The sequence below is a fragment of the Bacillus luti genome, from assembly GCF_001884105.1.
Taxonomy (GTDB): domain Bacteria; phylum Bacillota; class Bacilli; order Bacillales; family Bacillaceae_G; genus Bacillus_A; species Bacillus_A luti.
The window spans coordinates 116,762-138,755 of sequence record NZ_MACI01000095.1; the positions used below are offsets into that span (position 1 = coordinate 116,762).

A 21,994-nucleotide genomic window follows, 5' to 3' on the forward strand; every position below is an offset into this window, starting at 1 on the left:
GTTTGTATGCAGACGGCATTTATAACAACGGAGAATAGGAGGAAGGCCTTTCGTGTTTTTAAAGAGATTAGAAATAGCAGGATTTAAATCTTTTGCTGAGCGTGTATCTGTCGATTTCGTTCCAGGTGTAACTTCTGTAGTAGGACCTAATGGGAGTGGAAAAAGTAATATTACGGATGCAATTCGCTGGGTACTTGGTGAACAATCTGCAAAATCATTACGTGGTGCAAAGATGGAGGATATTATTTTTGCGGGCAGTGATACGAGAAGAGCAGTTAATGTTGCTGAAGTAACAATAACTTTAAATAATGAAGATCAACGTTTGCCAATTGAATATAATGAGGTATGTGTAACGCGCCGTGTATCTCGTTCGGGTGATAGTGATTTTTATATTAATAAACAATCATGTAGATTAAAAGATATTATTGATTTATTTATGGACTCTGGTATGGGAAGAGAAGCTTTTTCGATTATTAGCCAGGGGAAAGTTGAAGAGATTTTAAGTAGTAAATCAGAAGAGCGTCGCGGTGTATTTGAGGAAGCTGCAGGTGTGCTGAAATACAAACTTCGTAAAAAGAAAGCTGAAGGCAAATTAGCAGACACACAAGAAAACTTAAATCGTGTACAAGATATAATTCACGAATTAAGTAGTCAAGTAGAACCTTTAGAAAGACAAGCCTCTATTGCGAAAGATTATCTCGAGAAAAAAGAAGAATTAGAGAAAGTAGAAGCAGCACTTATTGTACATGAAATTGAAGAATTACATGAGAAATGGGAAGCGCTTCGAAATCAGTTTGGGCATAATAAAAACGAAGAAGCTAAAATGTCAACGAATTTACAAAAAGGTGAAGAAGAGCTTGAGGAATTACGAGGACAATTACAAGCGGTAGATGAGTCTGTAGATTCCTTACAAGAGGTACTGCTTCTTTCTAGTAAAGAGCTAGAAAAACTAGAAGGACAGCGTGAGTTATTAAAAGAGAGAAAGCAAAATGCAACAACGCATTGTGCGCAACTCGAACAGTTAATTGTTGAATTAACAGAAAAAGCTAAAAGTTATGATGGTGAAATTGAATCGAGTACAGAAGTTTTGATGCAATTTGTAGATCAAGTAAAAGAGTTAGAGAAAAAATTGCATGATAATGAGCTATTGCTTGCAACTTTCGCTGACAATTTAGAGGAACAAATTGAGAATTTAAAAGGTGATTATATTGAACTTTTAAATCACCAAGCTAGTCATCGTAATGAGTTATCTATGATTGAAGAACAATCTAAACAGCAGAGCTCTAAAAATGAACGTCTTGATGAAGAAAACGCGAAATATGTAGAGATGCGTATGGAAATTACAGCGAAAAAGACGAAACTTGTAGAAAGTTACGAACAAGTGAAAGAAAAAGTAGCTGGTATTCTTTCGAACATACAGAAGACGGAAACGGCGCTAGGGAAATGTAAGGCGCAGTATAGTGAAAATGAAACGAAACTATATCAAGCGTATCAATTTGTACAACAGGCACGTTCTCGAAAAGAAATGTTAGAAGAGATGCAAGAAGATTACTCTGGTTTCTATCAAGGGGTACGTGAAGTATTAAAAGCTAGAGAGAATAGATTGCAAGGTGTCGAGGGAGCTGTTGCAGAACTTCTGACTGTACCGAAAGAATATGAAATCGCAATGGAAATCGCTTTAGGTGCAGCTATGCAACATATCGTAGTGCAAACTGAAGAACATGCTCGTAATGCGATTTCGTTTTTAAAGCAAAATAAACATGGACGAGCAACGTTTTTACCACAAGCTGTTATTAAAAGTAGATCGTTATCATTTGAGCAATTACGTATCGTAAATCAACACCCATCGTTTGTTGGTGTGGCGGCAGAACTTGTTCAGTACAACAATAAATATGAAAATGTAGTTTCGAATTTATTAGGTACGGTTATTGTTGCGAAAGATTTACGCGGAGCAAATGAGTTAGCGAAACAACTACAATACCGTTATCGCATTGTAACGATCGAAGGTGATGTAGTGAACCCTGGTGGTTCTATGACGGGTGGAGCGGTAAAACAAGCGAAATCTTCTTTATTGGGACGCCAACGTGAACTGGAAGAGTGGACTAACAAGTTAACTGATATGGAAGAAAAAACAACGAAGTTAGAAAACTTTGTTAAAGCAGTAAAACAAGAAATTCAAGAAAAAGAAGTGAAAATACGCGAACTAAGACAAGGTGTAGAAGCTGAGCGTGTAGATGAGCAGAGATTAAGAGAAGAAATTAATCGTTTAGAATTAGAAGAACATCGTATTAACGATCGCTTATCTATTTATGATTTAGAGATTGAAGGATTCTTACAAGATCGAGTGAAAATGCAAGGGCGTAAAGAGGAATTAGAAGGAATTTTAACGAATCTTCAAGCTGATATTACTGAGTTAGATAGTAAAATTACCGCTTTAACAAAACAAAAAAGTGAGCAACATTCTTCGAAAGAAAAAGTTCAAAAAGAAATGACTGAGTTAAAAGTGTTAGCGGCTGAAAAGCAACAGCGCTTATCTAATCAAAAAGAAAAAGTTGAACGATTGACGAAAGAAAAAGAAGAAACGGATGCGACACTTGTCAAAACGAAAGAGGATTTAGCGTTCTTAAAACAAGAAATGACATCGAATTCAAGTGGTGAAGAGCAAATTACGAATATGATTGAGAAGAAAGCATATGATCGTAATCAAACTTCAGAGTTGATCCGCTCTCGTCGTGAACAACGTGTATCGTTACAAGAGAGAGTAGAACATTTAGAGCGTAATTTGAAAGAAACAACAGGTAAACATAAATACATTCTTGAGATGTTGAAAGATCAAGAAGTAAAAATAAATCGGCTTGATGTAGAGTTAGAAAATAGATTACAACATTTACGTGAAACATATACGATTTCATTTGAAGCGGCAAAACTGAAGTATACAATGATGATGCCTGCTGAGGATGCACGTAAAAAGGTGAAGCTAATTAAACTATCTATCGAAGAGCTAGGTACAGTAAACTTAGGGGCGATTGATGAGTATGAGCGTGTAGCAGAGCGTCATACATTCTTACTAGAGCAAAAAGATGATCTAGAAGAAGCGAAAACGACATTGCACCAACTTATTACTGAAATGGATGAAGAAATGAAAAAACGCTTTTCTACTACATTTGAAGGAATTCGAATGGAGTTTCAATCGGTATTCTCTGAATTATTTGGAGGCGGTAGAGCGGATTTAGTAATGACGAATCCAGATGACTTATTAAATACGGGTATTGATATTGTAGCGCAACCGCCAGGGAAGAAACTGCAGAACTTAGGTTTACTTTCAGGTGGAGAGCGTGCTTTAACAGCGATTGCGCTTTTATTTGGTATTTTAAAAGTGCGCCCAGTACCATTCTGTGTACTAGATGAGGTAGAGGCGGCTCTAGATGAGGCAAATGTTGCCCGCTTTGCACAGTATTTAAAGAAGTTTAGTGATGAGACGCAGTTTATTGTAATTACACATAGAAAAGGTACAATGGAAGAGTCTGACGTATTGTATGGTGTAACAATGCAAGAATCAGGGGTATCTAAACTTGTTTCGGTTCGCTTAGATGATGGAGAAGAACTAGTGGCAAGTAAATAGGAAGGATGGGAAGTATGAGCTTTTTTAAAAAATTAAAAGAAAAAATTTCTAAACAAACAGATACGGTAACAGAGAAGTTTAAACAAGGTTTGGAAAAAACAAGAAATTCATTTGCCGATAAAGTAAATGATTTAGTGTATCGTTATCGCAAAATAGACGAAGATTTCTTTGAGGAATTAGAAGAAATCTTAATTAGTGCCGATGTCGGAGTTTCGACAGTAATGGAATTAATTGATCAGTTGAAAGAAGAAGTACAACGTCGTAACATTCAAGATCCGAAAGAAGTACAGGCTGTTATTTCAGAAAAGTTAGTAGGAATTTATAAAGGTGACAGCGATTTTAGTAATGAAGTTAATATACAAGAAGATCAATTAACAGTTGTTTTATTTGTTGGTGTTAACGGTGTAGGGAAAACAACGACAATTGGTAAGTTAGCACATAAATTTAAATCAGAAGGAAAGTCTGTCTTATTAGCGGCAGGAGATACATTCCGTGCTGGAGCGATTGAACAATTAGAAGTATGGGGCGATCGCGTTGGTGTAGAAGTGATTAAACAAGGATCAGGGTCTGATCCAGCAGCGGTTATGTATGATGCTGTTCAAGCTGCAAAAGCACGTAAAGTAGACGTATTACTATGTGATACAGCAGGACGTTTACAAAATAAAGTGAACTTAATGAAAGAGTTAGAGAAAGTAAAGCGTGTAATTGAGCGCGAAGTACCAGGAGCTCCTCATGAAGTATTACTTGTTATTGATGCAACAACAGGGCAAAACGGTTTAAGTCAAGCGAAAACATTCCGTGAAGCAACGAATGTTACTGGTATTGTTTTAACGAAGTTAGATGGAACTGCTAAAGGTGGTATTGTACTAGCGATTCGTAACGAAATGGATGTACCGGTGAAATTCGTTGGATTAGGAGAGCAAATGGATGATCTGCAACAGTTCGATCCGGAACAATATGTGTATGGTTTATTTGCGAACTTAGTAGAAACAGAAGAAGTATAAGCGAAAGAAGCGGTATTTTCCGCTTCTTTTTCTATAAAAAAATGTGATGTTAAGAAAAAAACTTGACACTCTTTTGTACTCCATGTAAACTAATTCATGTAAAGGGAAATCACTTAACAAAGGATGATCCAACATGCTCGAAAAAACAACGAGAATGAACTATTTATTTGATTTTTATCAATCGTTGTTAACGCAAAAACAAAGAAGTTATATGTCGCTTTATTATCTAGATGATTTATCTCTTGGTGAAATTGCGGAAGAATTTGATGTAAGTCGCCAAGCCGTGTATGATAACATTAAACGGACTGAAGCGATGCTTGAAGAATATGAAGATAAATTAGTATTACTTCAAAAGTTTCAAGAGCGACAGCGACTTGTTGCAAAGCTAAAACAGCTAATCAGCGAAGAAGAGCATGTGAATGAAGAAATGAAACAAGTTGTTGAAGCTATCGAAAAATTAGATTAGGAGGGCGGCAATATGGCATTTGAAGGATTAGCCGACCGACTTCAACAGACAATGCAAAAAATCCGCGGCAAAGGAAAAGTTTCTGAAGCCGATGTGAAAGAAATGATGAGAGAAGTTCGTCTAGCTCTTTTAGAAGCGGACGTTAACTTTAAAGTAGTAAAAGATTTTGTAAAGCGTGTGTCTGAACGTGCTGTCGGACAAGATGTAATGAAAAGTTTGACACCTGGACAACAAGTAATTAAAGTCGTACAGGAAGAACTTACAGAACTTATGGGCGGAGAGCAAAGCAAAATTGCTGTTGCTAATAAGCCACCGACTGTTATAATGATGGTTGGTCTGCAAGGTGCGGGTAAAACAACGACGACAGGTAAGCTTGCGAATTTGCTTCGTAAAAAGCATAATCGTAAACCGATGCTTGTTGCAGCTGATATTTATCGTCCAGCAGCTATTAAACAGCTTGAAACATTAGGGAAGCAATTGGACATGCCTGTATTCTCTTTAGGAGATCAAGTAAGTCCTGTTGAAATTGCGAAACAAGCGATTGCAAAAGCAAAAGAAGATCATCACGATTATGTTTTAATCGATACAGCAGGTCGCCTGCATATTGATGAAGAACTAATGGATGAATTAGCGAAAGTGAAAGAAGTTGCGAAACCGGATGAAATTTTCCTTGTTGTCGATGCGATGACGGGACAAGACGCGGTAAATGTTGCACAAAGTTTCCATGAACAGTTAGGTTTAACAGGTGTTGTATTAACGAAATTAGATGGTGATACGCGCGGTGGTGCTGCATTATCTATTAAAGCTGTAACAAACACACCAATTAAATTTGCTGGTATGGGTGAAAAACTAGATGCGATTGAAGCGTTCCATCCAGAACGTATGGCATCCCGTATTTTAGGGATGGGAGACGTCTTAACATTAATTGAAAAAGCGCAAGCTACAGTTGATGAAGAGAAAGCAAAAGAACTTGAGCAAAAAATGCGTACGCTTTCGTTTACGCTTGACGATTTCCTAGAACAACTTGGACAAGTGCGTCAACTTGGACCGCTTGACGAATTGTTAGGAATGCTTCCTGGTGCAAATAAAATTAAAGGGCTGAAAAATGCGCAAGTTGATGAAAAGCAAATTGGGCATATTGAAGCAATTATTCGTTCTATGACTAAATTAGAGCGAGAACAACCGGAAATAATCAATGCTAGTCGTAAAAAACGCATTGCCAAAGGTAGCGGTACAACGGTACAAGAAATCAATCGTTTAATCAAGCAATTTGATGATATGAAAAAGATGATGAAAACGATGACTGGAATGCAAAAAGGTAAGAAAAAAGGACTAGGTGGATTGAAGTTTCCATTCATGTAAGGAAAAAAGATGGCTCTGTTAAGAAAAAATACTTTACAAAGCAATAGTCTTTTTGCTAATATAATTATCTGTGTGAAATAAATTCGGAGGTGCTTTATAAATGGCAGTTAAAATTCGTTTAAAACGTATGGGAGCTAAAAAAACTCCTTTCTATCGTGTAGTTGTTGCAGATTCTCGTTCTCCTCGTGACGGACGTTTCATTGAGGAAATCGGTACTTACAATCCGGTTGCTCAACCAGCTGAAGTTAAGATCAACGAAGAAGCAGCATTAAAATGGTTAGGAAATGGTGCTAAACCATCTGATACAGTTCGTAACTTATTCTCTAACCAAGGTATCATGGAGAAATTCCACTTATCTAAACAAGGTAAGTAATTGAGGCAATGACTATGAAGAAGTTAGTCGAGACGATTGTCAAGCCTCTTGTCGATCATCCTGAAGATGTAAAAGTTACACAGGAACTTTGCAACGGAGAGATAAAGTATCGATTAACTGTACATCCTGAGGATGTTGGAAAAGTCATTGGAAAGCAAGGGCGAGTTGCGAAAGCGATTCGAATGCTCTTGTATTCAGTGGGACATCATAATGATGAAAAAGTAACACTGGAAATTCAATAAACGTAAAAAGGGCGAGGAGTTATTCCTCTCCCTTTTTTAACATTTAAAGAGAGATTGCATGTTCCATATGTGAAATGGAGATGCTTAATTTATATAGAAACCAGGGGTGACATACTATTTATGACAAAATGGTTTAACGTAGGGAAAATTGTAAATACGCATGGCGTAAGAGGAGAAATCCGAGTTATTTCTCGTACTGATTTTCCGGAAGAGCGATATAAAGTAGGAAACACGTTATACATATCGAATGAAAAAGATACAGACTATCTTCCGGTAAAGGTAACTTCTCATCGTCAACATAAGACATTTGATTTATTAACACTTGAAGGATACAACAATGTAGATGAAGTTGAGAAGCTTAAAGGTTCTTTAATAAAAGTACCAGAAGAGCAGTTAGGCGAATTAGCTGAAGGTGAATACTACTACCATGAAATTATCGGTTGCAGTGTTGTGACAGAAGAAGGAGAAGCGCTAGGGACAATCAAAGAGATTCTATCTCCTGGTGCAAATGATGTTTGGGTAATTAAACGTCCAAAGGGTCAAGACCTTTTAATTCCTTATATCGATGACGTTGTACTTCAAGTTAATATCGAAAATAAATTAGTAACCATTCATGTAATGGAAGGATTGCTATAATGAAAATTGATATTTTAACGTTGTTTCCAGATATGTTTACGGGTGTGTTTGGATCTTCAATTTTAAAGAAAGCACAAGAAAAAGAAGCTGTAGAGCTTCGTGTTGTCAATTTCCGTGATTATACGACTAGTAAGCATAATAGTGTAGATGACTATCCGTATGGTGGAGGCGCTGGGATGGTGTTAACGCCGCAACCTATCTTTGATGCGGTGGAAGATTTAACGAAAGAAACAGAGCGTAAGCCGAGAGTTGTCTTAATGTGTCCGCAAGGAGAAAGGTTTACTCAGAAGAAAGCGGAAGAGCTTGCAGAGGAAGAACATCTAATCTTTGTATGTGGGCATTATGAAGGATATGACGAACGAATTCGTGAACATCTCGTAACAGATGAAATTTCTATTGGTGATTACGTATTAACTGGCGGAGAATTGGCCTCTATGGTTATTACTGATAGTGTCGTACGTCTATTGCCAGGAGTACTAGGAAACCATGCCTCGCAAGTGGAGGATTCGTTTAGTACAGGTTTGTTAGAACATCCGCATTATACACGTCCAGCTGATTTTCGTGGGATGAAGGTGCCGGATGTACTAATGTCAGGAAATCATAAAAATATTGATGAATGGCGCCATAAAGAGTCCTTGCGTCGTACGTATACACGTAGACCGGACTTACTGGAAGAACGAGAATTATCTAAACAAGAAAAGAAATGGCTAGAACAAATTAAAGAAGGCCGATAAGGGCTTGATATATTTTCTATTGCAACAGTCCTAGCAATATGCTATTATAACATTTGTGCTACTGAAATCAGTAGCCGTATTAACGGTGTTCCGCTGTAATTTATTAAGACTTTATAAGAGCATCTGTTTAAAGGAGAGAATTTAATATGCAACAATTAATCGCAGAAATTACAAAAGGCCAATTAAAAACTGACCTTCCTTCATTCCGTCCTGGAGACACTTTACGTGTACACGTAAAAGTAGTTGAGGGAACTCGTGAAAGAATTCAGCTTTTCGAAGGTGTTGTAATTAAACGTCGTGGTGGCGGAATCAGTGAAACATTCACAGTTCGTAAAATTTCTTACGGTGTAGGTGTTGAGCGTACATTCCCAATTCACACGCCAAGAATCGCGAAAATCGAAGTACTTCGCCGTGGTAAAGTACGTCGTGCTAAGTTATACTACTTACGTAACCTTCGCGGTAAAAAAGCACGTATTAAAGAAATTCGATAAGACATGTATGGGAGCTTGTAAATGCGCAAGCTCCCTTTTTCCAATCTATATAAAATTTTGATATAATACGAGCAGCTTACATAACCGTGGAGGGGAAATACATGAAGAAAGAAAAGAGTTCACTTTGGGAATGGATCAAGGCAATTTTGATTGCTGTTGTATTAGCGGGCGTTATTAGACAGTTTTTCTTTGCACCAATTCTCGTAGATGGAGTATCGATGGCATCTACTTTACACGATCGTGATCGAATGATTGTCAATAAAATTGGTTATCACATAGGAGATCCGAAACGATTTGACATTATCGTATTCCGAGCAACGGAAGATAAGGACTATATTAAGCGTATTATTGGCCTACCAGGCGATGAAATAGAGTATCGTAATGATAAACTATATGTTAACGGAAAGGCTTATGAGGAGCCGTATTTAGACAAGCAGAAAAAACAAATTGCTGACGGACCGCTTACATATGATTTTACTCTTGAAGAAATGACAGGGAAGAAAACTGTTCCAGAAGGTCAATTATTTGTTTTGGGCGATAATCGTCGTTTTAGTAAAGATAGCCGTTCAATTGGAACTATTTCAATGGATCAAGTGATTGGTAAAGCAAATATGCTATATTGGCCGTTAAAAGATGCTCGTATTGTGAAATAAAATAAAAGAAAAGAAAAAGAAGGTGGCAACATGGTAATTCAATGGTTCCCGGGACATATGGCAAAGGCTAGACGCCAAGTAACAGAAAAATTAAAGTTAATTGATGTTGTAATTGAGCTTGTAGATGCTCGATTACCTTTATCATCTCGAAATCCAATGATCGATGAGATTATTACGCATAAACCGAGGCTTGTTGTTTTAAATAAAGCAGATATGGCAGATGATCGTTTAACGAAACAATGGATCGCATATTTTAAAGAAAAAGGTCATATGGCAATTTCGATTAACGCACAAGCTGGACAAGGTATGAAGGAAATTGCAGCGGCTTGTAAAGTGTTGGTTAAAGAAAAGTTTGATAAAATGGTTGCTAAAGGTATTAGACCGAGAGCGATTCGTGCATTGATTGTAGGGATACCGAATGTTGGTAAATCTACGTTAATTAATAAATTGGCGAAGAAAAATATTGCTAAAACAGGTGATCGTCCAGGTGTGACAACAGCTCAACAATGGATTAAAGTTGGGAAGGAAATGGAATTGTTAGATACGCCAGGTATTCTATGGCCTAAATTTGAAGATGAGTTAGTGGGTCTTCGTTTAGCGACAACGGGAGCAATTAAAGATTCCATTTTAAATTTGCAAGATGTAGCTGTTTACGCATTCCGTTTTATGGAGAAGCATTACCCAGAACGTTTGAAAGAGCGATATAATTTAAATGACATTCCAGAAGATATTGTGGAGTTATTCGATGCAGTTGGAAAAAATAGAGGCTGTTTAATGGGCGGCGGAATGATTGATTATGATAAAACATCTGAGCTTGTGCTTCGTGAGCTTCGTGGTGGCAAACTTGGAAAAATGACGTTTGAAACACCAGAAGAGTTTGCAGAGCAGATAGAAGATGTAGAAAAAATAGAAGAAGTATAAGACGTGCGTTTGTGCGTCTTTTCTTTTTGGATACATTTAAAGGGAGTGTAAAAGGATGCAAAAAATGACTATACAAGAAGCGGAAAATATACTACAAGAAATTATAAGTGAAGAAGATGAGCATTTTCAATTGCTATTGAAGGATGAGCGAAAAGGGATTCAAAAACTAATTTTGAAGTGGTATAAACAAAAAGAATTAGCACAAAAGGAAAGAGAAAAATTTCTGGAAATGTCAAAGTACGAAAATGCATTACGTGAAAAAGGTCTCGCATATATCGCAGGTATTGATGAAGTGGGGCGTGGACCGTTAGCTGGGCCTGTTGTGACAGCGGCTGTTGTCCTTCCGGAAGATTTTTATATTCCAGGTTTAAATGACTCGAAAAAGCTGAGTGAGGCGAAGCGAGAGCGTTTTTATGATGAAATCAAAGCGCAAGCCATTGCAATTGGAGTTGGAATTGTATCACCACAAGTTATTGATGAAATAAATATTTATCAAGCGACGAAACAAGCGATGTTAGATGCTGTTGCGAATTTATCTTGTACACCACAATATTTATTAATTGATGCGATGAAACTCCCTACACCAATTCCGCAAACATCGATCATTAAAGGTGATGCTAAAAGTATTTCTATTTCAGCTGCATCTATTATTGCGAAAGTAACGAGAGATCGTATGATGAAAGAGCTTGGAGGAAAGTATCCTGCATATGGATTTGAACAACATATGGGATATGGAACAAAACAACATTTAGAAGCGATTGAAGCACATGGAGTGTTAGAGGAACATCGAAAATCGTTTGCACCTATTAAAGATATGATTCAAAAATAAGCTGCGAAAACGCAGCTTATTTTTTATTTTGACATATAAACATTACTATTTTCAAAAAAGAATAAAGCGATTTCAGTTTTCTGACACTTTATTGTAGACAGCGTGCCAATCATCTTATACAATGGCAATGTAATGTTTTTTAAACATTAAAAAACTTTTCGAGTAAAACAGGAAAACAGGGGAGGATGGGACCATGAATATCCATGAGTACCAAGGTAAGGCAGTCCTTAGAAGCTATGGGGTTAGCGTTCCGAACGGGAAGGTTGCATTTACAGTAGAAGAAGCTGTAGAAGCAGCGAAAGAATTAGGAACGGATGTATGTGTAGTAAAAGCACAAATTCACGCTGGTGGACGCGGCAAAGCTGGCGGAGTAAAAGTTGCAAAAAATTTAGATGAAGTTCGTACATATGCAGAGAGCATTTTAGGAACTACACTTGTAACACATCAAACAGGTCCTGAAGGTAAGGAAGTAAAACGCTTACTTATCGAAGAAGGTTGCGATATTAAAAAAGAATATTATGTAGGTCTTGTGTTAGATCGTGCAACTTCTCAAGTTGTTTTAATGGCGTCTGAAGAAGGCGGAACAGAAATTGAGGAAGTAGCAGAAAAAACACCTGAAAAAATCTTTAAAGAATATATTGATCCAGCAGTAGGCTTACAAGGCTTCCAAGCGCGCCGAATCGCATTTAACATCAATATTCCAAAAGAGCTTGTAGGACAAGCTGTGAAGTTTATGATGGGCTTATACCGTGCGTTTATCGAAAAGGATTGCTCTATCGCTGAGATTAATCCACTTGTTACAACAGGTGACGGTAAAGTTATGGCATTAGATGCGAAATTAAACTTTGATTCTAATGCTTTATATCGCCATAAAGACATTTTAGAACTTCGTGATCTTGAAGAAGAAGATGCAAAAGAAATTGAAGCTTCTAAATATGACTTAAACTACATTCCATTAGATGGAAATATCGGTTGTATGGTTAATGGTGCAGGTTTAGCGATGGCTACAATGGATATCATTAAACATTACCATGGTGATCCAGCTAACTTCTTAGATGTTGGTGGCGGTGCGACAGCTGAAAAAGTTACAGAAGCATTCAAAATTATCCTTTCTGACAAAAATGTAAAAGGTATCTTCGTTAATATTTTTGGTGGCATCATGAAGTGTGATGTTATTGCAGAAGGTGTTATTGAAGCGACGAAGCAAGTTGGCCTTGAGTTGCCTTTAGTTGTACGTCTTGAAGGTACAAACGTAGAGTTAGGTAAGAAAATTTTAAATGAGTCTGGATTAAATATTGTTGCAGCAGAATCTATGGCAGACGGTGCACAAAAAATTGTTTCACTAGTGGGCTAATAGAAAGCGGGGGAGAAAAATGAGCGTATTAGTTAATAAAGATACAAAAGTTATTGTTCAAGGTATTACAGGTTCTCAAGGGTTATTCCACACAAAACAAATGATTGAATACGGTACGAAAATTGTCGGTGGTGTAACACCAGGTAAAGGTGGCACTGATATTGAAGGTGTACCAGTATTTGATACAGTAGAAGATGCAGTGAAGGCAACAGGCGCAAACGCTTCAGTTGTATACGTTCCACCCGCTTTTGCGGCTGATGCAATTATGGAAGCAGTTGATGCAGAAATTGATTTAGTAGTATGTATTACTGAAGGAATTCCTGTATTAGATATGGTAAACGTAAAGAGATATATGGCGGGTAAACATACACGTTTACTTGGACCAAACTGCCCAGGTGTTATTACGCCTGATGAATGTAAAATCGGTATTATGCCAGGATACATTCATAAAAAAGGTCATGTAGGTATCGTATCTCGCTCTGGTACATTAACGTATGAGGCTGTACATCAGTTAACACAAGAAGGTATTGGTCAATCTACTGCTGTAGGTATCGGCGGAGACCCTGTTAACGGTACAGACTTTATTGATGCGTTAAAAGCATTTAATGAAGATGAAGAAACACATGCTGTAATTATGATTGGTGAAATCGGGGGTACAGCGGAAGAAGAAGCAGCTGAATGGGTAAAAGCTAATATGACAAAACCTGTTGTAGGCTTCATTGGTGGCCAAACTGCGCCTGAAGGCAAACGTATGGGCCATGCTGGAGCAATCATTTCTGGTGGTAAAGGAACTGCTGCAGAAAAGATTAAAACAATGGAAGCTTGTGGTATTAAAGTAGCAGAAACACCAGCTGTTATGGGTGAAACATTAATCTCTGTATTAAAAGAAAAGGGATTATTTGAGACTTGTAAAAACTATTAAACTTTTTGAAAGACACCTTCTTATTAGAGGTGTCTTTTTATAGTTCTTCTGTTTACATAATAAAAATTATGGGTAAGGAGAAGTGAGATGAAACGAGAACGATTATTGCATCTTCATTACATGCTAGCAGACCATTGGAAGGCGATAGAAAGGTTACTATATGTCGATCCAGAATTGAAAAAAATATACACTTTTAATTCAAAACAAATGGAACACTACACAGGAATATCCTCGAAAAAATCTTCAGAATTAGTAAATTTTCTTCAAACTTCAAATCTACCGCAATATATATCTTATTTAGAAAAAAATCGAGTCTTTTATTTGACTATATGGGATGAAGATTATCCACAATTATTACGTGAAATACAAGATCCTCCCTTTGTTTTATATGGAAAAGGAGAAAAGAATTTCCTCAAAAAAACAAATAAACTAGCGATTGTTGGAACGAGAGAGCCGACTTTATATGGTCATGAGAGTTTAAAGTTTATTGTACATCCATTATTAGAAAGAGGGTGGCTTATCGTCAGCGGGTTTGCAAGGGGGATAGATACAATCTCTCATGAAATTACAGTAAAGCAGTATTGCCCGACTATTGCGGTATTGGGACACGGATTATCTTATATGTATCCGAAAGAAAATAGACATTTATATGAGGCCTGGAAGGAATATATATTGTTATTAACAGAGTATCCGCCGCACTATGCACCGAAAAAATGGTATTTTCCAAAAAGGAACCGGATTATTAGTGGTATAAGTAAAGGGGTTTTAGTTGTAGAAGCGAAATCGAGAAGTGGAACACTTATTACTGCGGACCTTGCGTTAGAGCAAAATAGAGAGGTATTTGCGCTTCCTGGACCTATATTTATAGAGGGTGCATCGGGAACAAATCATCTTATTCAACAAGGTGCAAAACTAGTAAGAAATGCAGAAGATATCTTAGAAGAGATTTTAAATTAACCTTATATTTTTATGTTTTTATTAAACAATTATTGACAAATGGTAGATTGGCACTGTATGGTATATTCATTCTTGATTGACAAAAACAAGAGAAATCAATAAGATTAATGAAGACTTGAATCCACCTCTTAAGGAGGCACTAGCATGTCAGATTACCTCGTAATCGTGGAGTCGCCTTCTAAGGCGAAGACCATTGAGAAATATTTAGGAAAAAAATACAAAGTTGTCGCGTCTATGGGACACGTTCGCGATTTGCCAAAAAGTCAAATGGGGATAGAAGTAAAGAATAACTTCACCCCGAAGTATATTACCATTCGTGGTAAAGGTCCCGTCTTAAAAGATTTAAAATCAGCGGCAAAAAAAGCAAAGAAAGTCTATCTCGCGGCCGATCCAGACCGCGAAGGGGAAGCAATTGCTTGGCATTTAGCAAATACGCTAAATGTGGACGTTGAATCAGATTGCCGAGTTGTGTTTAATGAGATTACAAAAGATGCAATCAAAGAATCATTTAAACATCCGCGTGCGATTAATATGGATTTAGTAGATGCACAACAAGCAAGACGTATACTTGATCGCCTTGTTGGTTACAATATTAGTCCTTTATTATGGAAGAAAGTAAAAAAAGGATTAAGTGCAGGACGCGTACAATCTGTAGCAGTTCGTTTAATTATCGAACGTGAAAGAGAAATTGAAAGCTTTGAACCTGAAGAATTCTGGACAATTAAGACAGAATTTGTGAAAGGGAAAGACACATTTGAAGCAAGTTTTTACGGTGTAGATGGTGAGAAAGTTCAATTAACGAATGAAACGCAAGTGAATGAAATAATTGAACAGATGAAAGATAATGCGTTTTCAGTTGAAAATGTAACGAGAAAAGAGCGCAAACGTAATCCTGCATTACCATTTACAACATCTTCCTTGCAACAAGAAGCTGCACGTAAGTTAAATATGCGAGCAAAGAAAACAATGATGCTTGCACAGCAATTGTATGAAGGGATAGATCTTGGAAAGCAAGGGACTGTAGGTCTTATTACGTATATGAGAACTGACTCAACACGTATCTCAGAAACAGCTCAAACAGAGGCTCGTGCTTACATCACTGAGGCGTTCGGTACGGAATACATAGGAACAGAAAAGAAGAAGGAAACGAAAAAATCAAATGCGCAAGATGCGCATGAGGCGATTCGTCCTACTTCGGTAATGAGAAAGCCAGAGGAACTAAAAAGTTTCTTAAGCCGTGACCAACTTCGGTTGTATAAATTGATTTGGGAGCGATTTGTTGCAAGTCAAATGGCGTCTGCTATAATGGATACTGTGACAGCGAGACTCATTAATAACAATGTTCAGTTCCGTGCTAGTGGATCGGTTGTAAAGTTCCCAGGATTTATGAAGGTGTATGTAGAGTCGAAAGACGATGGGGCTGAAGAAAAGGATAAGATGTTGCCGCCTTTAGAAGTAGGGGAAACTGTATTTTCTAAGGACTTAGAACCGAAGCAGCATTTTACACAACCTCCGCCGCGTTATACAGAAGCTCGTTTAGTAAGAACACTTGAAGAACTTGGAATTGGAAGACCATCTACGTATGTGCCAACACTTGAAACGATTCAAAAACGTGGATATGTAGGCTTGGATAATAAACGCTTCGTTCCAACTGAACTTGGTGAAATAGTAATTGAACTCATTTTAGAGTTTTTCCCGGAAATTATTAACATTGAATTTACTGCCAATATGGAGCAGAGCCTTGATGAAGTAGAAGAAGGAAATGCGAATTGGGTAAAAATTGTTGATGATTTCTACGTAGGCTTTGAACCGCGTCTAGAAAAAGCGGAAAAAGAAATGCGTGAAGTGGAAATTAAAGATGAACCAGCTGGGGAAGACTGTGAATTGTGTGATCACCCAATGGTCTTTAAAATGGGTAAATACGGGAAATTTATGGCTTGCTCGAATTTCCCAGATTGTCGTAATACAAAACCGATTGTGAAAGAAATCGGTGTTACTTGTCCGAAGTGTGATAAAGGTCAAATTATTGAACGCCGTAGTAATAAAAAGAAACGTCTTTTCTATGGATGCGGTACGTATCCAGAATGCGACTTTGTATCTTGGGATAAGCCGATTGGCCGTAAGTGTCCGAAGTGCGAAGGTATGCTTGTAGAGAAAAAGTTGAAAAAAGGCGTGCAAGTACAATGTATTTCGTGCGATTATGAAGAAGAACAACAAATGTGAGCGTAACTGCTCACATTTTTTTCGGGAAGAAAAGGAAAGGTGATATATATATGACAACACAAGTAGTAAACGTCATTGGCGCAGGTCTTGCAGGGAGTGAAGCAGCTTACCAAATTGCAAAACGCGGCGTTCAAGTTAGATTATACGAAATGAGACCAGTAAGGCAAACACCGGCTCACCACACAGATAAATTCGCTGAATTAGTATGTAGTAACTCACTTCGTGCAAACACATTAACAAATGCAGTTGGAGTTATTAAAGAAGAAATGCGTTTAATGGATTCAGTAATTATTCGTGCAGCCGATGAGTGTTCTGTACCAGCTGGAGGTGCTTTAGCTGTAGACCGTCATGAATTTGCGGCGAAAGTAACTGAATATGTGAAAAATCATCCAAACGTAACTGTTATGAATGAAGAAATCACTGAAATTCCAGAAGGACCAACTATTATTGCAACAGGTCCACTTACTTCTCCTGACCTTTCTGCACAATTAAAGGAACTAACAGGTGAAGATTATTTCTACTTCTATGATGCTGCAGCGCCAATCGTTGAAAAAGACAGCATTGATATGAATAAAGTATATTTAAAATCACGTTATGATAAAGGTGAAGCAGCATATTTAAACTGTCCAATGACAGAAGAAGAATTTGACCGTTTTTATGAAGCTTTAATTGCTGCTGAGACAGTGCCTTTAAAAGAATTTGAAAAAGAAATTTTCTTTGAAGGTTGTATGCCGGTAGAAGTTATGGCAAGTAGAGGAAGACAGACGCTAGTATTTGGACCGATGAAGCCTGTTGGATTAGAAGATCCGAAAACAGGAAAGACGCCATATGCTGTTGTTCAGTTACGTCAAGATGATGCAGCAGGAACGTTATACAATATTGTAGGTTTCCAAACGCATTTAAAGTGGGGACCACAAAAAGAAGTATTACAGCTAATTCCAGGGCTAGAAAACGCAGAGATTGTACGTTACGGTGTAATGCATCGTAATACGTTTATTAATTCACCTAACTTGCTTCGTCCAACATATCAATATAAACAACGTGATGATTTATTCTTCGCAGGTCAAATGACGGGTGTAGAGGGATATGTTGAATCGGCAGCGTCAGGGTTATTAGCGGGTATTAACGCTGCTCGACTTGTAAAAGGTGAAGAGCCAGTTGTATTACCACCTGTAACTGCAATGGGAAGCATGGCGAACTATATTACAGCGACAAATGCGAAAAACTTCCAGCCAATGAATGCAAACTTCGGTCTATTTGCACCGTTAGAGAAGAAAATTAAAAGAAAAGCAGAACGAAATGAAGCGTACGCTACACGCGCTTTAGAAACAATTCAAAATTTTGTAAATATTTAGTTAAATATCTTGCAAAGGCTACTAAGTTGTGATACGATTTAGTAGCCTTTATTGAGGTGAATTATGTGAATGTGGAGAATTTGTTACAATTATTCGTTGGATATTTACAAATTGAAAGAAATTATTCAAAATATACAATTGCAAGTTATCAAAATGATTTAGAACATTTTGTGCAATTTATGGAGCGAGAAGGTATATCCTCTTTTTTAGATGTTACATACGCGGATGTTCGTTTGTACTTAACGACGTTGCACGATGAAAAGTTAGCCCGTAAATCTGTCGCAAGAAAAGTATCAAGCTTACGAAGTTTATATCGTTTTTTGATGCGTGAAGGTTATCGGACAGATAACCCGTTTGCACTTGCGTCACTCCCCAAAAAAGAATTGTCAATCCCAAAGTTTTTATATGCTGAAGAATTAGAGGAATTATTCGAAGTTTCTGATACAGAGACACCGCTAGGTCAAAGGAATCAAGCATTATTAGAGTTGATGTATGGGACTGGGATCCGTGTGAGTGAATGTATCAATTTACAACTTACCGATATTGACTTCGCAGTGGGAACAATTTTAGTGATGGGAAAAGGAAAAAAACAAAGGTATATTCCGTTCGGAAGCTATGCACAAGATGCTTTAATTACTTATATAGAGAACGGAAGAAAACAGTTAGCGAACAAGACTGAAGAACACTCTCATATGGTATTTTTAAATGCGAAAGGAACGCCGCTAACGAGCCGTGGTGTACGTTATGTATTAAACGAACTCATTAAGAAGGCTTCATTGACAATGCGGATAAGTCCTCATATGTTAAGGCATACATTTGCTACACATATGTTAGATGAAGGGGCGGATTTACGTACTGTACAGGAGCTGTTAGGTCATGAAAATTTGTCGACGACACAAATTTACACGCATGTTTCTAAAGAAAGATTACGTTCTGTTTACATGAAGCATCACCCGCGGGCATAAATTGCTTTTAAAGCTATAAAAACATATAAAGGAGTTTTTTCTATGGGAAATTTCCACGCTACAACGATATTTGCAGTTCATCATAATGGAGAATGTGCAATGGCTGGAGATGGCCAGGTAACAATGGGAAATGCTGTTGTAATGAAACATACAGCTCGTAAAGTTCGCAAGCTTTTTCAAGGTAAAGTTTTAGCTGGTTTTGCAGGTTCAGTTGCTGACGCGTTCACTCTTTTCGAAATGTTTGAAGGGAAATTAGAAGAGTATAATGGCAACTTACAGCGTGCCGCTGTTGAAATGGCAAAACAATGGCGTGGCGATAAAATGTTACGTCAACTAGAAGCGATGCTCATTGTCATGGATAAAACAACTATGCTCCTTGTTTCAGGTACAGGAGAAGTGATTGAACCAGATGATGGTATTTTAGCAATTGGATCTGGTGGGAATTATGCGCTTTCAGCAGGTCGTGCTTTAAAGCAATATGCAAGTGAACACTTAACAGCGAAGCAAATTGCGAAAGCGAGTTTAGAGATTGCTGGCGATATTTGTGTTTATACAAACCACAATATAATTGTGGAAGAATTGTAGAATCGTAAGGGAGGCATTTTATATGCATTTACATTTTACTCCGCGTCAAATTGTGGAAAAATTAGATCAATACATTATCGGTCAAAAAGATGCGAAGAAAGCGGTTGCTGTAGCTTTAAGAAATCGATACCGCCGAAGTAAATTAGCTGAAGATTTACGTGATGAAATTGCGCCTAAAAATATTTTAATGATTGGACCGACAGGTGTTGGTAAAACAGAGGTAGCACGACGAATGGCGAAACTCGTTGGAGCACCTTTTATTAAGGTTGAAGCTACGAAATTTACAGAAGTTGGATATGTAGGTAGAGATGTAGAGTCGATGGTACGTGACCTTGTGGAAACGTCAGTTCGTATCGTGAAAGAAGAAATGGTAATTAAAGTACAGGACAAAGCAGAAGAGCAAGCGAACCAACGTCTTGTTGAAATTTTAGTGCCAAGTCCAGAGAAGCAATCTGGATTTAAAAACCCATTAGAAATGCTTTTTGGTGGGGCTCAAAATTCGAATCAAACATCTGATGTGCAAGAAGATGTTGAAATTGAAAAGAAACGTCAAGATGTGGAAAGAAAGCTTGCTGCAGGACTTCTTGAAGATGAAATCGTATCGATTGAAGTGACTGAACAACAGTCTTCCATGTTCGATATGTTGCAAGGAACTGGTATGGAACAAATGGGAATGAATTTCCAAGATGCATTAGGAAGTTTTATGCCGAAAAAAACGAAAAAACGTAAACTTTCTGTAAAAGAAGCAAGAAAACTCTTGACAAATGAAGAGGCACAGCGCTTAATTGATATGGATGAAGTTACACAAGAGGCTGTTTATCGTGCTGAACAGCTCGGGATTATTTTTATCGATGAAATTGACAAAATTGCTGGTAAGCAGTCGAATAGCGTAGATGTATCACGTGAAGGCGTGCAACGTGACATTTTACCAATTGTAGAAGGATCGAATGTTGCGACAAAATACGGATCAGTAAAAACGGATTATATTTTATTCGTTGCAGCTGGAGCGTTTCATATGTCTAAACCGTCGGATTTAATTCCGGAATTGCAAGGGAGATTTCCGATTCGAGTAGAATTAACGAAATTATCGACAGATGATTTTGTGAAAATATTAATCGAGCCTGACAATGCGCTAATTAAACAATATATGGCATTATTAGCGACTGAAGGTATAGAAATTGAATTTTCAGACGAAGCTATTCGTAAGATTGCTGAGATTGCTTATCAAGTTAATCAGGATACAGATAATATTGGAGCAAGAAGACTTCATACGATTATGGAGAAGCTCCTTGAAGATTTATCGTTTGAAGCATCTGAAATTACGTTAGAGAAAATAACGATAACACCTCAATACGTTGAGGAGAAATTAGCAACAATTGCTAAAAATAAAGATGTGAGCCAGTTTATTTTGTAATAGTGTCATCAGGTGACTCGCCCTAGTTTCCAAGTGATGAAAAAATATGTGAGTAATATGTAGGAGGAACTTTTGAAATGGAATTATTAGCAAAAACGAGAAAATTAAATGCGTTATTACAGAGCGCAGCAGGGAAGCCTGTAAACTTTAGAGAAATGTCTGACACAATGTGTGAAGTAATTGAAGCGAACGTATTCGTAGTAAGTCGTCGTGGTAAATTACTAGGTTATGCGATTCACCAACAAATCGAGAATGAGCGTATGAAACAAATGCTTGCTGAGCGTCAATTCCCAGAAGAATATACGCAAAGCTTATTCAACATTACAGAAACATCTTCAAACTTAGATGTAAACAGTGCTTACACAGCATTCCCAGTAGAAAATAGAGAATTATTCGGTCAAGGTTTAACTACAATCGTACCGATCGTTGGTGGCGGTGAGCGTCTAGGTACATTAGTGTTAGCTCGTCTTGGTCAAGAGTTCTTAGACGATGATTTAATCCTTGCTGAATACAGTTCAACTGTAGTAGGTATGGAAATCTTACGTGAAAAAGCAGAAGAAATCGAAGAGGAAGCACGTAGTAAAGCTGTTGTTCAAATGGCGATTAGCTCATTATCTTACAGTGAGTTAGAAGCAATCGAGCATATCTTCGAAGAATTAAATGGAACAGAAGGTTTACTTGTTGCAAGTAAAATTGCTGATCGCGTAGGAATTACTCGTTCTGTAATCGTAAATGCACTACGTAAATTAGAAAGTGCTGGTGTTATTGAGTCTCGTTCTTTAGGTATGAAAGGAACATACATTAAAGTGCTAAACGACAAGTTTCTACAGGAACTTGCTAAATTAAAAACAAACTAATTTATAAAACTCTCCTCATTTTTTGAGGA

The 21,994-nt window shown here is 37.5% G+C and carries 21 protein-coding genes; all 21 read left to right on the forward strand.

The window, feature by feature from the left end:
- Nucleotides 1-52 precede the first annotated feature (52 nt).
- On the forward strand, nt 53-3,622 hold the full coding sequence (smc, locus tag BAQ48_RS25380) for a chromosome segregation protein SMC (protein WP_071713228.1): 3,570 nt from the start codon (nt 53-55) through the stop codon (nt 3,620-3,622).
- A 14-nt stretch (nt 3,623-3,636) separates the two neighbouring features.
- A complete protein-coding gene (gene ftsY / locus BAQ48_RS25385) occupies nt 3,637-4,626 on the forward strand; it encodes a signal recognition particle-docking protein FtsY (protein WP_000007653.1) in 990 nt (329 codons plus the stop codon).
- 133 nt (nt 4,627-4,759) lie between these two features.
- Nucleotides 4,760-5,092: a putative DNA-binding protein gene (locus tag BAQ48_RS25390; protein WP_000891061.1), complete on the forward strand. Its 333-nt coding sequence runs from the start codon at nt 4,760-4,762 to the stop codon at nt 5,090-5,092.
- A gap of 12 nt (nt 5,093-5,104) precedes the next feature.
- A complete protein-coding gene (ffh, locus tag BAQ48_RS25395; RefSeq protein WP_000863460.1) occupies nt 5,105-6,454 on the forward strand; it encodes a signal recognition particle protein in 1,350 nt (449 codons plus the stop codon).
- 100 nt (nt 6,455-6,554) lie between these two features.
- Nucleotides 6,555-6,827, forward strand: a complete 273-nt coding sequence (rpsP, locus tag BAQ48_RS25400; protein WP_000268750.1) for a 30S ribosomal protein S16 — start codon at nt 6,555-6,557, stop codon at nt 6,825-6,827.
- A gap of 14 nt (nt 6,828-6,841) precedes the next feature.
- Nucleotides 6,842-7,069, forward strand: a complete 228-nt coding sequence (locus tag BAQ48_RS25405; protein ID WP_000737393.1) for a KH domain-containing protein — start codon at nt 6,842-6,844, stop codon at nt 7,067-7,069.
- Between the two features lie 120 nt (nt 7,070-7,189).
- Nucleotides 7,190-7,705 carry a ribosome maturation factor RimM gene (rimM, locus tag BAQ48_RS25410; RefSeq protein ID WP_000170275.1) on the forward strand — a complete coding sequence of 172 codons (516 nt, stop codon included), beginning with the start codon at nt 7,190-7,192 and terminating at the stop codon, nt 7,703-7,705.
- A complete protein-coding gene (trmD, locus tag BAQ48_RS25415) occupies nt 7,705-8,439 on the forward strand; it encodes a tRNA (guanosine(37)-N1)-methyltransferase TrmD (protein ID WP_071713229.1) in 735 nt (244 codons plus the stop codon). The genes rimM and trmD overlap by 1 nt, the downstream gene beginning before the upstream one ends.
- A 146-nt stretch (nt 8,440-8,585) precedes the next feature.
- Complete coding sequence (gene rplS / locus BAQ48_RS25420) at nt 8,586-8,930, forward strand: 50S ribosomal protein L19 (protein WP_001186515.1); 345 nt, start codon at nt 8,586-8,588, stop codon at nt 8,928-8,930.
- Nucleotides 8,931-9,031: 101 nt separating this feature from the next.
- Nucleotides 9,032-9,583, forward strand: coding sequence for a signal peptidase I (gene lepB / locus BAQ48_RS25425; RefSeq protein WP_071713230.1), 552 nt, complete (start codon nt 9,032-9,034; stop codon nt 9,581-9,583).
- 30 nt (nt 9,584-9,613) lie between these two features.
- The gene (gene ylqF, locus BAQ48_RS25430) at nt 9,614-10,504 is read left to right on the forward strand and encodes a ribosome biogenesis GTPase YlqF (protein WP_000236694.1); all 891 of its coding nucleotides are present in this window, start codon (nt 9,614-9,616) and stop codon (nt 10,502-10,504) included.
- Between the two features lie 55 nt (nt 10,505-10,559).
- On the forward strand, nt 10,560-11,333 hold the full coding sequence (locus tag BAQ48_RS25435) for a ribonuclease HII (RefSeq protein ID WP_071713231.1): 774 nt from the start codon (nt 10,560-10,562) through the stop codon (nt 11,331-11,333).
- A 193-nt stretch (nt 11,334-11,526) separates the two neighbouring features.
- Nucleotides 11,527-12,687: an ADP-forming succinate--CoA ligase subunit beta gene (sucC, locus tag BAQ48_RS25440; RefSeq protein ID WP_001020788.1), complete on the forward strand. Its 1,161-nt coding sequence runs from the start codon at nt 11,527-11,529 to the stop codon at nt 12,685-12,687.
- A gap of 19 nt (nt 12,688-12,706) precedes the next feature.
- On the forward strand, nt 12,707-13,609 hold the full coding sequence (gene sucD / locus BAQ48_RS25445; RefSeq protein ID WP_000115179.1) for a succinate--CoA ligase subunit alpha: 903 nt from the start codon (nt 12,707-12,709) through the stop codon (nt 13,607-13,609).
- An 87-nt stretch (nt 13,610-13,696) separates the two neighbouring features.
- Complete coding sequence (dprA, locus tag BAQ48_RS25450) at nt 13,697-14,566, forward strand: DNA-processing protein DprA (RefSeq protein ID WP_071713232.1); 870 nt, start codon at nt 13,697-13,699, stop codon at nt 14,564-14,566.
- Between the two features lie 144 nt (nt 14,567-14,710).
- Entirely contained in the window at nt 14,711-16,789 is a 2,079-nt protein-coding gene (gene topA / locus BAQ48_RS25455; protein WP_071713233.1) for a type I DNA topoisomerase, read from the forward strand.
- A 50-nt stretch (nt 16,790-16,839) separates the two neighbouring features.
- Nucleotides 16,840-18,144, forward strand: coding sequence for an FADH(2)-oxidizing methylenetetrahydrofolate--tRNA-(uracil(54)-C(5))-methyltransferase TrmFO (gene trmFO / locus BAQ48_RS25460; RefSeq protein WP_000213004.1), 1,305 nt, complete (start codon nt 16,840-16,842; stop codon nt 18,142-18,144).
- A gap of 65 nt (nt 18,145-18,209) precedes the next feature.
- Nucleotides 18,210-19,109, forward strand: a complete 900-nt coding sequence (gene xerC / locus BAQ48_RS25465) for a tyrosine recombinase XerC (RefSeq protein WP_071713234.1) — start codon at nt 18,210-18,212, stop codon at nt 19,107-19,109.
- 42 nt (nt 19,110-19,151) lie between these two features.
- Nucleotides 19,152-19,694: an ATP-dependent protease proteolytic subunit HslV gene (hslV, locus tag BAQ48_RS25470; RefSeq protein ID WP_000526272.1), complete on the forward strand. Its 543-nt coding sequence runs from the start codon at nt 19,152-19,154 to the stop codon at nt 19,692-19,694.
- Between the two features lie 22 nt (nt 19,695-19,716).
- Nucleotides 19,717-21,108, forward strand: a complete 1,392-nt coding sequence (gene hslU / locus BAQ48_RS25475; RefSeq protein WP_071713235.1) for an ATP-dependent protease ATPase subunit HslU — start codon at nt 19,717-19,719, stop codon at nt 21,106-21,108.
- Between the two features lie 77 nt (nt 21,109-21,185).
- Entirely contained in the window at nt 21,186-21,965 is a 780-nt protein-coding gene (gene codY, locus BAQ48_RS25480) for a GTP-sensing pleiotropic transcriptional regulator CodY (protein WP_000421290.1), read from the forward strand.
- Nucleotides 21,966-21,994: the final 29 nt, after the last annotated feature.

Excerpts from the sequence above, each read along its gene's own strand:
- sucD (WP_000115179.1), top strand. The coding sequence starts at position 12,707 with ATGAGCGTATTAGTTAATAAAGATACAAAAGTTATTGTTCAAGGTATT.
- lepB (WP_071713230.1), top strand. The coding sequence starts at position 9,032 with ATGAAGAAAGAAAAGAGTTCACTTTGGGAATGGATCAAGGCAATTTTG.
- topA (WP_071713233.1), top strand. The coding sequence starts at position 14,711 with ATGTCAGATTACCTCGTAATCGTGGAGTCGCCTTCTAAGGCGAAGACC.
- hslU (WP_071713235.1), top strand. The coding sequence starts at position 19,717 with ATGCATTTACATTTTACTCCGCGTCAAATTGTGGAAAAATTAGATCAA.
- ffh (WP_000863460.1), top strand. The coding sequence starts at position 5,105 with ATGGCATTTGAAGGATTAGCCGACCGACTTCAACAGACAATGCAAAAA.
- BAQ48_RS25390 (WP_000891061.1), top strand. The coding sequence starts at position 4,760 with ATGCTCGAAAAAACAACGAGAATGAACTATTTATTTGATTTTTATCAA.
- trmD (WP_071713229.1), top strand. The coding sequence starts at position 7,705 with ATGAAAATTGATATTTTAACGTTGTTTCCAGATATGTTTACGGGTGTG.
- rpsP (WP_000268750.1), top strand. The coding sequence starts at position 6,555 with ATGGCAGTTAAAATTCGTTTAAAACGTATGGGAGCTAAAAAAACTCCT.
- rplS (WP_001186515.1), top strand. The coding sequence starts at position 8,586 with ATGCAACAATTAATCGCAGAAATTACAAAAGGCCAATTAAAAACTGAC.
- ftsY (WP_000007653.1), top strand. The coding sequence starts at position 3,637 with ATGAGCTTTTTTAAAAAATTAAAAGAAAAAATTTCTAAACAAACAGAT.
- ylqF (WP_000236694.1), top strand. The coding sequence starts at position 9,614 with ATGGTAATTCAATGGTTCCCGGGACATATGGCAAAGGCTAGACGCCAA.
- BAQ48_RS25435 (WP_071713231.1), top strand. The coding sequence starts at position 10,560 with ATGCAAAAAATGACTATACAAGAAGCGGAAAATATACTACAAGAAATT.
- trmFO (WP_000213004.1), top strand. The coding sequence starts at position 16,840 with ATGACAACACAAGTAGTAAACGTCATTGGCGCAGGTCTTGCAGGGAGT.
- hslV (WP_000526272.1), top strand. The coding sequence starts at position 19,152 with ATGGGAAATTTCCACGCTACAACGATATTTGCAGTTCATCATAATGGA.
- rimM (WP_000170275.1), top strand. The coding sequence starts at position 7,190 with ATGACAAAATGGTTTAACGTAGGGAAAATTGTAAATACGCATGGCGTA.
- codY (WP_000421290.1), top strand. The coding sequence starts at position 21,186 with ATGGAATTATTAGCAAAAACGAGAAAATTAAATGCGTTATTACAGAGC.
- dprA (WP_071713232.1), top strand. The coding sequence starts at position 13,697 with ATGAAACGAGAACGATTATTGCATCTTCATTACATGCTAGCAGACCAT.
- sucC (WP_001020788.1), top strand. The coding sequence starts at position 11,527 with ATGAATATCCATGAGTACCAAGGTAAGGCAGTCCTTAGAAGCTATGGG.
- BAQ48_RS25405 (WP_000737393.1), top strand. The coding sequence starts at position 6,842 with ATGAAGAAGTTAGTCGAGACGATTGTCAAGCCTCTTGTCGATCATCCT.